Annotated in this window: 15 protein-coding genes; 9 read left to right on the forward strand and 6 right to left on the reverse strand. The window is 67.9% G+C overall.

From position 1 onward, the window contains the following. Window positions 1-197: 197 nt before the first annotated feature. The 4 genes from QE373_RS01400 to pdhA are packed head-to-tail and all read right to left on the reverse strand — an operon-like array spanning window position 198 to window position 4,086. Complete coding sequence (locus QE373_RS01400) at window positions 198-1,592, reverse strand: dihydrolipoamide acetyltransferase family protein (protein ID WP_309682754.1); 1,395 nt, start codon at window positions 1,590-1,592, stop codon at window positions 198-200. Beyond that, on the reverse strand, window positions 1,589-1,942 hold the full coding sequence (locus QE373_RS01405; RefSeq protein WP_057509082.1) for an SH3 domain-containing protein: 354 nt from the start codon (window positions 1,940-1,942) through the stop codon (window positions 1,589-1,591). The genes QE373_RS01400 and QE373_RS01405 overlap by 4 nt, the downstream gene beginning before the upstream one ends. A gap of 1 nt (window position 1,943) precedes the next feature. Continuing rightward, complete coding sequence (locus tag QE373_RS01410) at window positions 1,944-3,011, reverse strand: alpha-ketoacid dehydrogenase subunit beta (protein ID WP_057509083.1); 1,068 nt, start codon at window positions 3,009-3,011, stop codon at window positions 1,944-1,946. Further along, on the reverse strand, window positions 3,004-4,086 hold the full coding sequence (gene pdhA, locus QE373_RS01415; RefSeq protein WP_309682760.1) for a pyruvate dehydrogenase (acetyl-transferring) E1 component subunit alpha: 1,083 nt from the start codon (window positions 4,084-4,086) through the stop codon (window positions 3,004-3,006). Before pdhA ends, QE373_RS01410 begins: the two co-directional genes overlap by 8 nt. A 404-nt stretch (window positions 4,087-4,490) precedes the next feature. On the opposite strand from pdhA, the gene QE373_RS01420 reads away from it, so the two are divergent. The 5 genes from QE373_RS01420 (at window position 4,491) to QE373_RS01440 (ending at window position 10,350) form a co-directional block, all read left to right on the forward strand. After that, window positions 4,491-5,345, forward strand: coding sequence for a tryptophan 2,3-dioxygenase family protein (locus QE373_RS01420; RefSeq protein WP_057509085.1), 855 nt, complete (start codon window positions 4,491-4,493; stop codon window positions 5,343-5,345). Between the two features lie 166 nt (window positions 5,346-5,511). Next, entirely contained in the window at window positions 5,512-7,011 is a 1,500-nt protein-coding gene (locus QE373_RS01425) for a peptide MFS transporter (protein ID WP_057509086.1), read from the forward strand. A gap of 12 nt (window positions 7,012-7,023) precedes the next feature. Beyond that, window positions 7,024-7,617 carry a thioredoxin family protein gene (locus QE373_RS01430; RefSeq protein ID WP_042615241.1) on the forward strand — a complete coding sequence of 198 codons (594 nt, stop codon included), beginning with the start codon at window positions 7,024-7,026 and terminating at the stop codon, window positions 7,615-7,617. 101 nt (window positions 7,618-7,718) lie between these two features. Further along, window positions 7,719-8,822 (forward strand): hypothetical protein, encoded by a 1,104-nt coding sequence (locus tag QE373_RS01435; protein ID WP_309682766.1) that lies wholly within the window; start codon window positions 7,719-7,721, stop codon window positions 8,820-8,822. A gap of 79 nt (window positions 8,823-8,901) precedes the next feature. Beyond that, a complete protein-coding gene (locus QE373_RS01440; protein WP_309682769.1) occupies window positions 8,902-10,350 on the forward strand; it encodes a hypothetical protein in 1,449 nt (482 codons plus the stop codon). A gap of 6 nt (window positions 10,351-10,356) precedes the next feature. Here QE373_RS01440 and QE373_RS01445 read toward each other — a convergent pair whose 3' ends face one another. Beyond that, window positions 10,357-10,911, reverse strand: a complete 555-nt coding sequence (locus QE373_RS01445; protein ID WP_309682773.1) for a MarR family winged helix-turn-helix transcriptional regulator — start codon at window positions 10,909-10,911, stop codon at window positions 10,357-10,359. Between the two features lie 63 nt (window positions 10,912-10,974). On the opposite strand from QE373_RS01445, the gene hppD reads away from it, so the two are divergent. Next, entirely contained in the window at window positions 10,975-12,087 is a 1,113-nt protein-coding gene (hppD, locus tag QE373_RS01450; RefSeq protein ID WP_057509090.1) for a 4-hydroxyphenylpyruvate dioxygenase, read from the forward strand. Between the two features lie 63 nt (window positions 12,088-12,150). Next, entirely contained in the window at window positions 12,151-13,449 is a 1,299-nt protein-coding gene (gene hmgA, locus QE373_RS01455; protein ID WP_309682776.1) for a homogentisate 1,2-dioxygenase, read from the forward strand. Between the two features lie 19 nt (window positions 13,450-13,468). Here the strand turns inward: hmgA and QE373_RS01460 are convergent, their stop codons facing one another. Beyond that, window positions 13,469-14,050: a hypothetical protein gene (locus QE373_RS01460; protein WP_309682779.1), complete on the reverse strand. Its 582-nt coding sequence runs from the start codon at window positions 14,048-14,050 to the stop codon at window positions 13,469-13,471. Between the two features lie 124 nt (window positions 14,051-14,174). Between QE373_RS01460 and QE373_RS01465 the strand changes: the two genes are divergently transcribed. Both QE373_RS01465 and QE373_RS01470 read left to right on the forward strand, forming a co-directional pair. Further along, window positions 14,175-14,798, forward strand: coding sequence for a hypothetical protein (locus QE373_RS01465; RefSeq protein ID WP_057509093.1), 624 nt, complete (start codon window positions 14,175-14,177; stop codon window positions 14,796-14,798). 113 nt (window positions 14,799-14,911) lie between these two features. Beyond that, window positions 14,912-15,868: a sodium:calcium antiporter gene (locus tag QE373_RS01470; protein WP_309682783.1), complete on the forward strand. Its 957-nt coding sequence runs from the start codon at window positions 14,912-14,914 to the stop codon at window positions 15,866-15,868. The last annotated feature ends 21 nt before the right edge of the window (window positions 15,869-15,889 follow it).

Genomic DNA, 15,889 nt, shown 5'->3' on the forward strand with positions numbered 1-15,889 from the left:
GGTCGGATCGACTGGCCTTGGCCAGGGATCCGACCCTTCCTTGACGGCCAGCGGCCGTCACTACCGTCTGGCGGCCAGCGGCCAGCGGCCAGCGGCCAGCGGCCGTCGTTACCGTCTGACGGCCAGCGGCCGTCACTACCATCTGACGGCCAGCGACCGTCGTTACCGTCTGACGGCCAGCGGCCGTCACTACCGCATCAGTTGGCCAGGGCCAGGTCGTCCATCATCGCGCGCAGGAAGCGTGCGGCTTCGCCGCCGGTGGCCACGCGGTGGTCGAAGGTGACCGACAGCGGGATCACCTTGTGCGCTTCCACGCCGCCCATCACCGGGGTCATCTGGTGGCGGGCACGGCCGGCGCCGACGATGGCCACGCACGGCGGTACCACCACCGGGGTGGCGTAGCGGCCGGCGAACATGCCGAAGTTGGACAGCGAGATCGTGTAGCCGCTCAGTTCCGAGGCGGCGATCGAACGCGCTTCCACCTGCTCACGCAGGCGGTTGACGCCTTCGCGGATGCCGCGTGCATCGAGCATGTCGGCATTGCGCAGCGCCGGCACGAACAGGCCTTCCTCGGTATCCACCGCGATGCCCACGTCGACATGCGCGTGCAGGGTGCGGGTCAGCGCCTCGCCATCGAACCAGGCGTTCATCGCCGGGACCTTCTGGCAGGCCACCACGATCGCGCGCACCAGGCGCGCGGTGACATCGTTGCCCGGCAACCAGGCATGCAGGTCGGCGTCATCGTTCAGCGTGGTCGGAACGACCTTGCTGTGTGCATCGGCCATCACCCGCGCCATGTTGCGACGCACGCCCTTCAACTGTTCCGGCTGGCCCTTGGCGACCACGCCCGGCGGCTGGGTCCGCATCGGCTTGCCGGCGGCCGACATCGGCGCGCGCTGGCTTTCCACGCGTGCCGGTGCCGGTGCGGACACCGGCGCGGCCTGCGCTGCAGCCGCTGCAGCCGGCGCGGCGCCGACCTTGGCGCTGCCATCGGCGGCAGCCTGCTTGACGTCGGCCATGGTCACCGCACCCTCGGTACCGCTGGCGCGCACGCGCGACAGGTCCACGCCCAGCTTGCGCGCCATCGCACGCACCGCCGGTACGGCCTTGACCCCGCCGACAGCGACCGCCTGTTCGGCATGCACGGCGTTGGAGCTCTGCATCGCGCCGACCACGGTGCCGGCGTCATCGCGCTCACCACCGTCCTTGATCTCACCGCCCTCATCGGAGGCCGCCACGGCATCGGCCTGTGCCGGCGCCGGCTGCCCGGTACTCGGGGCGGCGGCCGGTGCGGCGTGGCCGTGGCTGTGGCCGGTGTCCTGGCCGTCCGCGCGCTGCGGCAGGTTCGGGTCCAGTTCGAAACTGGCCAGCACCGCGCCGGTCGGGATGATGTCACCGGCCGCACCGGACAGCTTCAGTATCTTGCCGGACACCGGCGAAGGCACTTCGACCACGGCCTTGGCGGTCTCCATCGACACCAGCGGCTCATCCAGGCGGATGGTGTCGCCTTCCTTGACGAACCATTCCACGATGGTGGCGTCCGGCAGGCCTTCGCCGAGGTCGGGCAGGTTGAAATTCTTGGTCTGGCTCATGTGCAGTTCTCTTCCAGCAGTTCCAGTTCGTGGGCCGGCAGCCAGCCCGTCGCGCCATTCGCGCGCTCGGACCACCACCACCCCCCATGTTCATGATGCAGCCGTACCAGCTCGCCGTTTTCCACGTCCAGCTCGCTGGCGTCATAGTCACGCAGGGCTTCTGCGTGGCCATCGTCCAGCACCTGCAACCAGGCGACCGGTGCCCAGCCTGCGCCACCGTCGCGGGTGCGCACCCAGGCAAACGCCGGCCATTCCTCGTCGCGCACACCGACCTCGACGATCTGGCCGGTGCGCAGGCGGAGCGGGTTGGGGTACTGGCTGCGGTACGGGCCGAGCAGACGGGCCCGCATCTCAGCCTGCCGCAACGGCGCGCTTGGCCGCCGCCACGATCCGCTCCACGCTGGGCAGGTACTTCATTTCCAGGCGGAACAGCGGAATGTGGGTGTCATAGCCGGTCACGCGCTCGACCGGTGCCAGCAGGTCGTAGAGCGATTCCTCGGCCAGCCGTGCGGCGATTTCCGCCCCGAAGCCCGCGGTCTTCGGGGCCTCCTGCACGATCACGCAGCGGCCGGTCTTGGCCACCGATTCGGCAATGGTGGCGAAGTCCAGCGGGCGCAGCGTGGCCACGTCGATGACTTCGGCACTGATGCCTTCGCCGGCCAGCTTGTCGGCTGCTTCCAAGGCTTCCTTCACCTGCGCACCCCAGGTCACCAGGGTCACGTCGGTGCCGTCGCGCAGCACGAAGCAGACATCCAGCGGCAGTGCTTCGCCATCGTTGACCACCACTTCCTTGTACTGGCGGTAGATGCGCTTGGGCTCCATGTAGATGACCGGATCCGGTTCACGGATCGCCGCCAGCAGCAGGCCGTAGGCGCGCTGCGGCGAGGACGGCAGCACCACGCGCAGGCCCGGCACGTTGGTGAAGATCGATTCGTTGGCTTCGCTGTGGTGTTCCGGGGCACGGATGCCACCGCCCCACGGCACGCGCAGCACCATCGGGCAGTGCAGGCGGCCACGCGTACGCGTACGCAGGCGCGCGGCATGGCAGATGATGTGGTCGACCATCGGGTACATGAAGCCGTCGAACTGGGCTTCGGCGATCGGCTTCATGCCCTGCGCCGCCAGGCCGATGGTCAGGCCGGCGATGGTGGTTTCATCCAGCGGGGTGTCGAGGATGCGGTTGGCGCCGAAGCGCTGCTGCAGGCCGGCAGTGGCGCGGAACACGCCGCCGTTGACGCCCACGTCCTCGCCCAGCACCAGCACCGAGCTGTCGTGCTCCAGCTCCCAGGCCAGCGCCTGGGTGATGGCTTCGATCAGGGTGATGGGGGTAGTGGTCATGACCGTGTCTCCACCGGCGACAGCGGCGCTGTCGGCGGCATTGGTGCGGGAAGCAGGAGCGCCGTGCTTGATGTCATCCATGACGCTGCTCCAGGGCAATGGCGGCAGCGCGCTGGGCCAGCAGGTCCGGCGGCGGATCGGCATACAGGAAATCGAACATCGCTTCGACCGGCTGCACCGGGGTGTTGAGGTACTGGTTCACGTCCTCGTCCACGCGCGCGCCGCACTGCTCGATCCAGGCCTTCTCTTCGGCTTCGCTCCACACGCCCTGGTCGGTCAGGTACTTGCGCAGGCGCAGCATCGGTTCCAGCAGCCAGGCATCCTTCACTTCGGCGTCGTCGCGGTAGCGGCGCGCGTCGTCGGCGGTGGTGTGGTCGGACAGGCGGTAGGTCATCAGTTCCAGCACCGTGCCGCCGTTGCCGGACAGGCCGCGTTCGCGTGCCTGCTCCATCGCCGCCAGCACCGCGATCAGGTCGTTGCCATCCACCTGCAGGCAGTGCAGGCCACCGGCCAGGCCCTTCTGCGCCAGCGTTTCGGCACCGGTCTGGGCCGAACGGGGCACCGAAATCGCCCAACCGTTGTTGACGATGCACAGGATCAGCGGCAGCTTGTAGGCGCCGGCCGAATTCAGTGCCGCGTAGAAGTCGGTCTTGGAACTGCCACCGTCGCCGCACACCGCCACGGCGATCTGCTTCTCATCGTTGAGCTTGAATTTCAGCGCCGCGCCGGCCGCATGCAGGCACTGGGTGGAGATCGGCACGCAGAACGGGAAGTCCTTGGCCGCATTGCCGCCGTAGTCGTTGCCGCGCTCGTCGCCGCCCCAGTACATCAGCACGTCGTACGGGCGCACGCCACGCATGAACATCGCACCGTATTCGCGGTAGCTCGGCGCGAACACGTCGCCGGGATGCATCGCCGCACCGATGCCCACGTGGGCCGCTTCGTGGCCCAGGCAGGCCGCGTACGTACCGAGCTTGCCGGTGCGCTGCAGCGCGATGGACTTGCTGTCGAAGACGCGCACGTAGAGCATCTGCTTGAACAGCGGGACCAGCACCTTGGGATCCCGCAGGGACGCGGGCAGGTCGTCGCGGACGAGCTTGCCGTCCGCGTCCAGGTATTGGAGATATTCGATCTTGAACTCAGCAGCAACTGTCATTGCGGACTGCACCTTCGACAGGAAGTTACAAATGATATGAATCGCCATGTTAAGGACGGTGTATGAAAAAGCCGTCCTGCGGCGCAGCAAGGGTTACCCCGGTGAGGCCCCTACAGGCAGGTAGGCGGCCCGTTGCAGCAACGTATTCAGCCGTTGCTGCAGAGCACCAGAATACGCCCGTGAAGGCGGGGATGGGACCCTCGGGAAGCGGTTCCACGCGCCGGGAAGCGGGTTTGTGCGTTCCACGAGGCCCTGTGACGACCAACGGTCGTCACCCACCGCAGCCGGCGAGGCATCAAGGTCGTCACCCACCGGAGCCGGCGAGGAACCAAGGTCGTCACCCGGCGCAGCCGGCGACCGACTGGCGTCCTGCTACGCTTTCTCTTTTCATCGGTCCCGCCCCCATGTCCGTCGACAACAACCAACGCGATCTCGAAGCCGGCATCCTGACCGACCTGCAGGACCGGCTGACCTACGGCGGCTACCTGCGGCTGGACCAGCTGCTCAGCGCGCAGCAGCCGCTGTCCAGCCCGGCCCACCATGACGAGATGCTGTTCATCATCCAGCACCAGACGTCCGAACTGTGGCTCAAGCTGCTGGCGCACGAGCTGGGCGCGGCGATCGGTTTCCTGCAGCGCGACCAGGTCTGGCAGTGCCAGAAGGTGCTGGCACGCAGCAAGCTGGTGCTGCGCCAGCTGACCGAGCAATGGTCGGTGCTGGAAACGCTGACCCCGTCCGAATACATGGGCTTCCGCGACGTGCTGGGTCCGTCCTCGGGCTTCCAGTCGCTGCAGTACCGCTACATCGAGTTCCTGCTGGGCAACAAGAACGCGCAGATGCTCAAGGTGTTCGAACACGACGAAGCAGGCCAGCAGCGGCTGCGCCAGGCGCTCGAGGCGCCGAGCCTGTACGAGGAGTTCCTCCAGTACCTGTCGCGCTTCGGCCACGACATCCCGGCGCAGTACCTGGACCGCGACTGGACGCAGCCGCACGTGGCCGACGATGCCCTGCATCCGGTGTTCGAGCGCATCTACCAGAACACCGACCGCTACTGGCGCGAGTACGCCCTGTGCGAGGACCTGGTCGACCTGGAGACTGCCTTCCAGCTGTGGCGGTTCCGCCACATGCGCACGGTGATGCGGGTGATCGGCTTCAAGCGCGGCACCGGCGGTTCGTCCGGGGTGGGATTCCTGGCCAAGGCGCTGGAACTGACCTTCTTCCCGGAACTGTTCCAGGTGCGCACCACGCTGGAAGGCTGAGCGGCCGGCGTCCCCCATTCAGATTGTTGCGTTTGCAAGTTCCGCGACCCGGCGGTGACCTGCTTCGATCGGTGTGTATTTGACGTGAACGCCAGAAGTCGGTGATCCTCGCGCGTTAGCTCGGCACAGCGGACGTGCCTGTCATCCACCGAACCAGGAATCCCGCATGAGCCTGAACGCCACTGCGAATACCCCCGAACCGGCCGTGCCGGAATTCAAGACCACACTGGGCCATCCACGCCCGCTGTGGATGCTGTTCATGACCGAGTTCTGGGAACGTTTCGCGTTCTACGGCATCCGCTGGGCACTGGTGCTGTACATCGTGTCGCAGTTCTACAACGGCGACGCCGGCGGTGAAGCCGCGGCCAGCCGCACTTACGGCGCCTACCTGGCGCTGGTCTATGCAGCGGCCATTTTCGGCGGCTACATCGCCGACCGGGTGCTGGGCTACCAGCGGTCGATCCTGACCGGTGCGGTGATCATGGCCGCGGGCCTGTTCATGATCTCCCTGCCCAACCACCAGGTGTTCGAACTGGGCCTGGCCACCATCATCGTGGGCAACGGCCTGTTCAAGCCGAACATCTCGACCATGGTCGGCAAGCTGTATCGGCTGGACGATCCTCGGCGCGATTCGGGCTTCACCATCTTCTACATGGGCATCAACATCGGCGCGATGATCGCCCCGGTGCTGACCGAATACCTGGCACGCAAGGTGTTCGGCACCAGTGCCATGCCGTCCTACAAGGTGGTGTTCATCGCCTCCGGCGTGGGCATGCTGATCAGCCTGGTGTGGTTCTACATCGGCCGCAAGGGCCTGCAGGGCATCGGCGCACCGCCGGTCGGCGCCGAAGGCTACGGCCGCATCGTGATGGTCGCGGTGGGTTCGCTGGTGGCCATCCCGGTCGCCTTCTTCCTGCTGTCCACCGGCGCCACCGCGCTGGCCTGGATCCTGCTGGTCCTGTTCATCGCGCTGGCGGTCCTGCTGCTGGTGGAAGGCATCCGCAACGGCAAGGTGGCGCGCGACCGCGTGATCGCCATGCTGATCATCTTCGCCTTCAACGTGATGTTCTGGATGTTCTTCGAACAGGCCGGCAGCTCGTTCACCTTCCTGGCCGACAACATCGTCAACCGCAACCTCGGCGGCTGGGAATTCCCGACCGCCTGGTTCCAGTCGGTGAACTCGGTGGCGATCATCACCCTGGCGCCGATCATTGCCTGGATCTGGGTGGCGATGGGCCGTGCCAACCCGTCCATCCCGCGCAAGTTCGGCCTGGGCCTGCTGTTCAACGGCGCCGCGTTCGCGCTGCTGATGTTCGCGCTGTCGCAGCTGGTCGTGGACGGCAAGATCCCGTTCTGGACCCTGTTCATGGTCTACGTGATCCAGTCCATCGGTGAGCTGTGCCTGTCGCCGATCGGCCTGTCGATGGTGACCAAGCTGGCGCCGGTGCGTCTGGTCGGCTTCGGCATGGGTGGCTGGTTCCTGTCCACCGGCATCGGCAACAACCTGTCGGGCATCTTCGCCGGCGTGGTCAGCGGTGAAGGCGGCATGACCGTGGAATCGGCACTGAAAGGGTATACCTTCGGTTTCTGGGCGTTGATCGGTTCGGGTGTGATCCTGTTCCTGCTGGCGCCGCTGATCAACAAGCTGATGCACGGCGTCAAGTAAGAGGAAGAGCGAATGCGCAAGACCGCAGGTTGGATGTCCATGGGGGTTCTGGCCGCTGCACTGGCAGCGTGCTCGCAACCCGGTCCCGATACCGCCAAGGCGCCTGCGCAGCCGCTTGATACGCGACCCACCGAGGCACCGGCCGCTGATCCCAGCGTGCCGGTGGCCTCCGGCAACACCCCGGCGGCCGCGGACATCGCGGCCATCGCGGCCCTCAACGCCTCTTTCGATCCGGCCCGCGACCCGGCCGCCGACCTGGAAACGGCCAAGGTGGAAGCGCAGCGTGGCAACAAGCGCATCATCCTGGACGTGGGCGGTGAGTGGTGCCCGTGGTGCCACATCCTGGACAAATTCGTCGAAGGCGATGCCGAAGTGCGCCGCCTGCGCGATGCGAACTACGTGTGGATGAAGGTCAACTACAGCGAAGACAACGAGAACAAGGCGTTCCTGTCGCAGTTCCCGGAAGTGAAGGGCTACCCGCACCTGTTCGTGCTGGATGCCGAAGGTGGCCTGCTGCATTCGCAGTTCACCGGTGAGCTGGAACAGGGCAAGAGCTACGACCGCGCGAAGTTCCTGGCTTTCATGAAGGAATGGGCGCCGCGCTGAGCCGCGATGCCCGACGGCGGCGCTCAATTCGGCCGCGCTGCGGCCGCTAACGCCAAGGTACCGACGCCACGCTGACCGTGGCGCACGACCTGGAGCGTCCGATGCACAGCGAGCTGATCGACCATCCCCCTGCCGACACCGTGGCACTGCCTGCGGTGGATGTGCTGATGGACGACGGCGCTGCGGTTGCTGCGGCGGCGATACCGCCCGGCACGCACAAGCTGCCCGTGGTGGCCCTGCCGGACAACGCCGCGCTGGCCGCCGCGGTGCAGAAACTGGTCGAACAGAAAGAACGCCTGGACCTGCTGGCCCGTGACCCGCGGCTGGCCGGCCTGCTGCCGCCGGAATGGCTGGGGCAGGGCGGACGGGCGGTGGACGTGGCGGCCTTCGTGCAGGGCGTGCTGCCGTTCCTGCAGGTGGCCGAACGGGGCGAGACCGCGCCGATGCGCCTGCCGCTGCGGCATGTACTGGGCGACAGCGGTCGCTGGTCGGTGGCCGATGTCGCCGAGCCGCAGTCGCTGGCCTGGCTGCTGGCCAGCGATGAGCGGGCTACAGTCGGCAGCCGCGACCACGCAGATGCCTTGTTGATCGGTGCCCTGGGGCTGGCGTGGATGCAGGAAGGACGCAGCCGTCCGGGCTTCCTGCGTGCGATGGGCGTGGGTACGCTGGCCGCGCGCACCACCATGCTCGGCTACCCGCCGGCCGAAGAACTGGCCCTGTACGAAGTGACCGCGCATGGCCAGCGCGAGGTCTGGTGCGTACACGGCCGGCGCCGTCTGCGGCCGCTGCCAGCGCCCTGGCTGAGCGTGCCGCTGCTGGTCGCCTACGGCGTGAAACCGCCGCAGCCGTGGCCGTCCAGCTATCCCGCCATCGAGGCGGTGGCGCGCGAACTGGCCACGGCACGGCAGGGCCGCGCGCTGCCGGAGATCAGCCTGCCGGTGGTGGTGCGGAAGATCGCCGAGGATGCCAACGGGGACATCTGGCAGCCGGTGAGCCTGCTGCAGCTGGGAACCTGGGTGCCGCGCTGGCCGTTCTTCCTGGCCATCTTCGTCGGCCTGCCGTCACTGCTGCTGGTCACCGCCGCACTGGCGCTGCCGGGGGCGATCGAAGCGGCCACGGTGGCGGCTTCGCTCGGCTTCGCTGCCGGTGCCATCGGCGCGCTTGCGGCGCCCTGGGTCTACGCCCGCCGCAAGCACCTGAGCTGAGCCTGCGGGACCTGTTTGTGCAAGCGGGCAGGCGGCGCCACGGGCACCTTGCGGGCCAGTCTCTCATCCAGGATTCGGCGTGTTCCCAGCCTCCGGCATCAGCGCAACCGGCGCACATACGGCGCCCCCTGTCTCCCTGCACGACCCACAGGCGCTGCCGCAGCAGGCGGCGAAGGCGGTGCTGCTGCTGGATACGATCGCCAACACCGAGGCGATTGCCGACAAGCAGTCGCGGGCGCGGGAGGCGGGATGGGAAGCGGGCCATTGCAGCGCGGGTGCGGCGGCATTGCGCTCGCGCGCCCGCGCGCAGGCGCTGGTGGCAGTCGGACGGAGCCTGCGCCATGTGCACGGCATGGGTTGCAACCGCCTGGGGCGCGGGGCCGACGGGGCGCTGGTCGCCTGGCGTGCCAGCACGGCATCGCGGGGCAAGGCCGGCCAGACGGATGTGGTGGCAGCGGACTTCTGCCTGCCGGCAGCAGGCAGCACGACGACCCGCAGCGCGCTGGAGGTTCTCGGGGTCCGCGCCGCATCTCTCGATCGGCGCGCAGGGGGCTGCGTGGCCTCCCTCGGCCGGGGGCGCCCGAACGTGAAGACGGCCCTGCAGCGGACGACCGAGGCACTGCAGGACCTGCTCGATGGCGCGCCGGGGCGGGTACAGGTACTTGATGATGTGACGGGATTCCAGCCCCTGCAGGGACTGGACCTGCGCGGCGCCGCGCTGCCGCCGAACCTGGCGCGCGGCACGCTGGAGCGGGTCAACCTGGCCGGCGAGGACCTGACCGGCGGACCGCTGCACGGGGGCACCTTCCGCGCGGTGGACCTGCGTGGGGCACTGCTGCCCACCGACCTGCGCGGAACACGGGTGTTTGACTGCGACCTGCGCGGTGCGACGGTGCTGGCGCACGCTGCCGTACCGGCCGGCGACTGGAAGGCCGCGCCTGCCGATGCCTGCACCGCCTGGCCGGATTTCTCACCAGCGCGGCTGGACGGCGCCGTGCTGGATTTCCAGGGCATCGTCGAACAGGCAGCCCGCGACGGGCAGCAGGCCGTCGGGGTGCTGCTGGACGCCACTACCCTCGAGCCGCAGCGCAGCCTGCTGCGCAGCATCGACAGCATCAGTGATCCGGCGGTGCGGCGGGACGCGATGGAACGGCTGTTGTCGGCGGTGCATGCGCTGGATGCCCTGCCTGCCGTAGTCGACGGCGCCGGGCCAGGGGCGTGGCCGGCTGCATCCGCGGCCGCCGCTCCGGACCGCGAGCGCCTGCACTTCATCGCCTCGCTGGCGGCCCTGCTGTTCAACCCGGTCTACAGCGCAGCCGGCGACGGCACGCCGGGGATCGCCCGGCTGCGCGTCGAACTGGCCAGTGCACTGGCTGAAAACGCCCTCTACTTCAGCGCGGTCATCGAACCCGGGCGCCCGGCGACTGGCAACGCAGCCGCGCTGGTGGCGCTGGCGATCCACCAGCCGGCGTTCCCGCCGGCCATGCGCGCGCTGGCGCTGGTCAACAATCCGGCGCTGGGCTGGTGAGCCCAGTCAGGCTTCGCCCATCCGCTGCAGGCCTTCACCGGCCAGCCGCAGGATCAGCTTTTCCAGCAGCTGTTCTTCATCTTCGCTGAGTACGGACATCAGCTTGCGGGTGGTTTCGATGACCAGCGGGGCGATCGTTTCGTAGACCTCGAAGCCGGCCGCCGACAGCGCCAGCACCGAGCGGCGACGGTCGTCGCCATGGGTTTCACGCTTGATGAAGCCGCGTTCCAGCAGGCGCGCCACCGCGCGGCTGACCGCGACCTTGTCCATCGCCGTGCGCTCGGACACTTCGCTGGCCGACGAGCCCGGATACAGCGCCAGGATGGTGATCACCCGCCATTCCGGAATCGCCAGGCCGTAGCGATCGCCGTACAGTTTGGCGATGTTGCCGCTGACCCGGTTGGAGAGCACGCTCAGCCGGTAGGGCAGGAACTGTTCCAGGTCGAGCAGGACGTGCGAGGCACGCACGCTGGTGGAGGCGGGATCGGGTGGGCTCATGCTGCGGTGCACCTTGCTGGTGGTTTCAGGTGTAACTATAAAGGGGATGTACTGGCCCTGCATTGTCGCGGGTCCCTCTGTCGCCCGCACCTGGTTTGATGCGGAAAAGATTCGGAGCCTTATGCCATGAATACCACCGTCCAGACCGCCTCGCACCCCAACCTGGGCATGCAGGTGACCACGTTTGAAAACCCGATGGGCATCGACGGCTTCGAGTTCGTCGAATTCGCCGCCCCCGCCGGCCGCGGCCAGGAGCTGCATGCCTACTTCCGCAGCATGGGCTTTTCCGCCGTGCTCAAGCACGCCACCCGCCCGATCACCGTCTATCGGCAGGGCGGAGTGAACTTCCTGGTCAACGAAGATCCGGACTCGTTCGCCGCCGACTTCGCTGAAAAGCACGGGCCGTGCGCCTGCGGTTTCGCCATCCGCTTCCAGAAGCCCGGTGCCGAGGTCTACCAGACCGCGCTGGGCAATGGCGCCGAGCCGGTCGACTTCAAGCCGGACTCCAGGGCGGTGGATGCGCCGGTCATCAAGGGCATCGGCGACTGCATGCTGTACCTGGTGGACCGCTACGGCGATGCCGGCAGCATCTACGGCGATGACTACGTCGCGGTGGAAGGCGCCGACCCGGCACCGAAGGGCTTCGGCCTGACCTTCATCGACCACCTGACCCACAACCTGTACTTCGGCAACATGCAGCAGTGGTCGGACTACTACGAGCGGCTGTTCAACTTCCGCGAGATCCGCTACTTCGACATCAAGGGCCTGAAGACCGGCCTGGTGTCCAAGGCGATGACCGCGCCGGACGGCATCGTGCGCATCCCGCTCAATGAATCGTCCGATCCGAAGAGCCAGATCAACGAATACCTGGACGCCTACAAGGGCGAAGGCATCCAGCACATCGCCTGCTTCACCGATGACATCTACGCGACCGTGGAAGCCATGCGCGAGCAGGGCGTGCAGTTCCTGGACACGCCGGACACCTACTTCGACGTGATCGACCAGCGCGTGCCGGGGCATGGCGAAGACGTGGCGCGGCTGGCCCGCAACAAGATCCTGATCGATGCCGATCCGGAAACCCACCAGCGCAAGCTGCTGCAGATCTTCACCCTGAACTGCATCGGCCCGATCTTCTTCGAGATCATCCAGCGCAAGGGCAATGAGGGCTTCGGTGAAGGCAACTTCACCGCGCTGTTCGAAAGCATCGAACGCGACCAGATGCGCCGCGGCGTACTGTAAGCGGTAGATCGCTCGGGTAAGGTAGGTGCCGGCCACGCGCCGGCACATGACGGGATGCCAGACATGACCAGCACCATCGAAGCACGCGGCTACCAGACCGGGTTCGGCAACGAATTCGCCAGCGAGGCGCGGGCCGGCGCGCTGCCGATCGGGCAGAACGCGCCGCAGACCGTGGCCCACGGGCTGTATGCCGAGCAGTTGTCCGGCACCGCGTTCACCGCCCCGCGCGGCAGCAACCGCCGCAGCTGGCTGTACCGGATCCGCCCGGCGGTGACCCATGGCGAGTTCACTGCGTTCGCGCAGGATCGCCTGCAGGGCAGCTTCCACGGGCTGCCGGCGTCGCCGAACCAGCTGCGCTGGAGCCCGCTGCCGCTGCCTGAGGCGCCGACCGATTTCATCGAAGGCCTGTACACGATGGGCGGCAACGGCGGCCCGGAAGCGCATGCCGGCGTGGCCATCCACCTGTACGCCGCCAACCGTGACATGCAGGGGCGTTATTTCTACAACGCCGATGGCGAGCTGTTGATCGTCCCGCAACTGGGACGCCTGCGCCTGCTGACCGAAATGGGCGTGGTCGAGATCGAGCCGCAGCAGATCGCGGTGATCCCGCGCGGCGTGCGTTTCCGCGTGGAACTGCCGGACGGGCAGGCGCGGGGTTATGTCTGCGAGAACTTCGGTGCGCTGCTGAAGCTGCCCGACCTGGGGCCGATCGGTTCGAACGGACTGGCCAATCCGCGCGACTTTGAAACCCCGCAGGCCGCGTTCGAAGACCTGGATGGCGAGTTCGAGCTGGTGGCGAAATTCGATGGCCAGCTGTGGCGTGCGCGCATCGACCATTCACCGCTGGACGTGGTGGCATGGCACGGCAACTACGCGCCGTACCGCTACGACCTGCGCCGTTTCAACACGATCGGATCGATCAGCTTCGACCACCCGGATCCGTCGATCTTCCTGGTGCTGCATTCGCCGAGCGATACCGCCGGCACCAGCAACATGGATTTCGCGATCTTCCCGCCGCGTTGGCTGGTGGCCCAGCACACCTTCCGGCCGCCGTGGTTCCACCGCAACATCGCCAGCGAGTTCATGGGCCTGGTGCACGGGGCGTACGACGCGAAAGCCGAAGGCTTCGTGCCCGGGGGGGCATCGCTGCACAACTGCATGAGCGGCCACGGCCCGGATGCGCCGACCTTCGACAAGGCATCGGCGGCCGACCTGTCCCGGCCGGACGTGATCATGGACACCATGGCCTTCATGTTCGAGACCCGCGGGGTGATCCGCCCGACCGCACAGGCGCTGTCCGCCGCCCACCGCCAGGGCGACTACCAGCAGTGCTGGAACGGCCTGCGCAACAACTTCCGCTGAAAAAAGGGGACGGAGGGAGTTAAGTCGTTTCTGGCATTGCCGAAAGGGACTTAATTCCCTCCGTCCCCTTTTTGAAGGCGTCGAGGTGGTCCCGCGGGAGGACTTCCAGCAGGCGGTCGTGGACTCGCTCGGCGTAGCCGGTGGAGGTCAGCTGGGTGAGTGCGTCGAGGGCGGCCTGCATGGCGTCCACCACGTCGCCTTCCAGGCGTGCCTGCTGCAGTTCGCGGAACAGCGCGGCGGCCTGCGGGTGGCGCTGCATTTCCAGGATGCCCAGCAGGTAGATGCGCGCAGCCGCCATCGAACGCCGGCGTTCGTTGGGCGCTGACGAGGCGAGGGCGGAACCCGCGCCGCCGGGCGTGGCCGGGGCGGCGGGCAGCGTTGCGGAAACTGACGGTTCCGGCCGTTCCGGTGTGGTCACCAGATACCCGGCCTGGACCAGCTGGATCACCATCGCCGGGGCATCGGCACCGATCATCGTGGTCAGCGCGGCGAGGTCGCGCTGGCCATCGCAGAGGATCAACAGGCGGCGCTGGCGCATGTCCAGCGGGGCGCGGTGGGCCTGCAGCGCGGTTCGGGCTTGGTCGGTCTTGCGCGGGAGCATGGGCGGCTACAGAGAAGGCGGTGCAGGCCGAGCCTGAATGCCTGCCGTGAAACGCTGATGACAATGCGGCGCGTGCACACCCGCCGCGGTAGCGTTCGCGCACTGCCTTCCAGGAGATGTCCCGATGAAAGCCTTTCCCGTTGCCGGCCTGCTGGCCCTGTCCCTTGCCGCCTGCAGCCAGGGTCCGGAAGCGAGTCCGGAGGCGACTTCGCCGATGACCGAAGCCGCCACCAACCCGGCCAAGGACGCCAATGTCGCCGCAGATGCGGACATGGCCACCGCCTCGCCGGTGGACCCGCGCAGCGACAGCCCGGCGCGCCTGGATGGCTTCGGCGCGGTGGACCTGGGCGCGAGCCTGGACGATGTCCGCGGCCGATTCGGTGCGCCGCTGCAGGGCGAAGTGCCGAACGATGAATGCCATTACATCCGCCCGCAGAAGGAATCGGCCGAAGGCCCGTTCCTGATGATCGAAGGCAACCGGCTGGTGCGCTACGACGTGCGCGGTCCGGCGATCGTCGCCCCGGGCGGCGGCCGCGTGGGGATGAGCCTGGGCGAGCTGCAGCAGTTGTATCCCGAACGCGCCGACCTGGGCCCGGACAAATACGATCCGCAGGCCCAGCACCTGCGCGTGCGTCCGGCGCAGGAAGGACACGGCATCATCGATTTCGCGCTCGGCGCCGATGGCAAGGTCAGTGCCTGGCGGGTCGGCCTGCCGCCGCAGGTGGATTACGTGGAAGGCTGTGGCTGAGGATGCGGTGAGGAGGTGACGACAAAACTGTCGTCACCCACCAGTGGCAGTGAGCCACCGGGACGCGGGGATCCACCGTAGAATCGCCGTGACTCCCGCTCAAGGACTGCCTGATGATCGCCTTCGCCATCGCCTGGTTCGTGCTCGGCATCATCCTGCTGGGCCTTGGCGGCGACACCGTCGTCAAGGCCGCTTCGGGCTTGGCCCAGCGCTTCGGTGCATCGCCCTTCACCGCCGGTCTGTTGCTGCTGGGCGTGGCGACCTCAGTGCCGGAGCTGGCGGTCAATGCGCGTGCGCTCGCGGTCGGGCAGCCGGAACTGGCGCTCGGCAACGTGGTGGGCAGCACGCTGGCCAACCTCGGCCTGACCCTCGCCCTGGCCGCACTGGCCGTGCCGCTGCTGCTGCGCGCGCGGGTGGTCGTGGTGGCCTGGTTCGGCGTACTGGCGGCGGCGCTGCTGCTGATCGTGTTCGGCCTGGATGGGCAGCTGCTGCGCTGGGAAGGCGGCGTGCTGTTGGCGGCCTTCGTGCTGTTCTTCGTGCTGCTGCTGCGCCGTGGCCGCCACGAGGCACCGGAGGTAAGGACGCTGATTGCCGATGCCGCCGTGTCACGGCCGGGACTGACCTTGAACCTGGTGCGCATGGCGATCGCCGCGCTGACCTTGTACTGGGGCGCCCGGCTGGTCGTGGGGGCTGCTGCGGACGTCGGCGCTGCGCTCGGCTGGACGCCGCTGCTGGTCGGTCTGCTGCCGGTGGCCATCGGCACCGCGCTGCCTGAAATCGCCGCTGCGGTGATGGCCGCACGACGCGGTCAGGGCGACATGGTGGTCGGCCACGTACTGGGCTCCAGCGTGGTCAACCTGCTGCTGGTGATCGGCGTGATGGCGGTCGTGCAGCCGCTGGCCCTGCCGACGTCGTTCGTGCGCCTGGAGCTGCCGGCGGTGCTGGCCTTCGCGCTGGTGCTGTACCCGATGCTGCGCGGCGACCTGCGCATCAGCCGCGCCGAAGGCGGTGTGCTGCTCGGCGCCTTCGTGGCGTGGGTGGGCCTGGAGCTGGCGCTGCTGGTGGCCTGAACCGGATGGCCGACCGACGTC

This window comes from Stenotrophomonas sp. SORGH_AS_0321 (assembly GCF_031453215.1).
In the GTDB taxonomy this organism is placed as follows: domain Bacteria; phylum Pseudomonadota; class Gammaproteobacteria; order Xanthomonadales; family Xanthomonadaceae; genus Stenotrophomonas; species Stenotrophomonas chelatiphaga.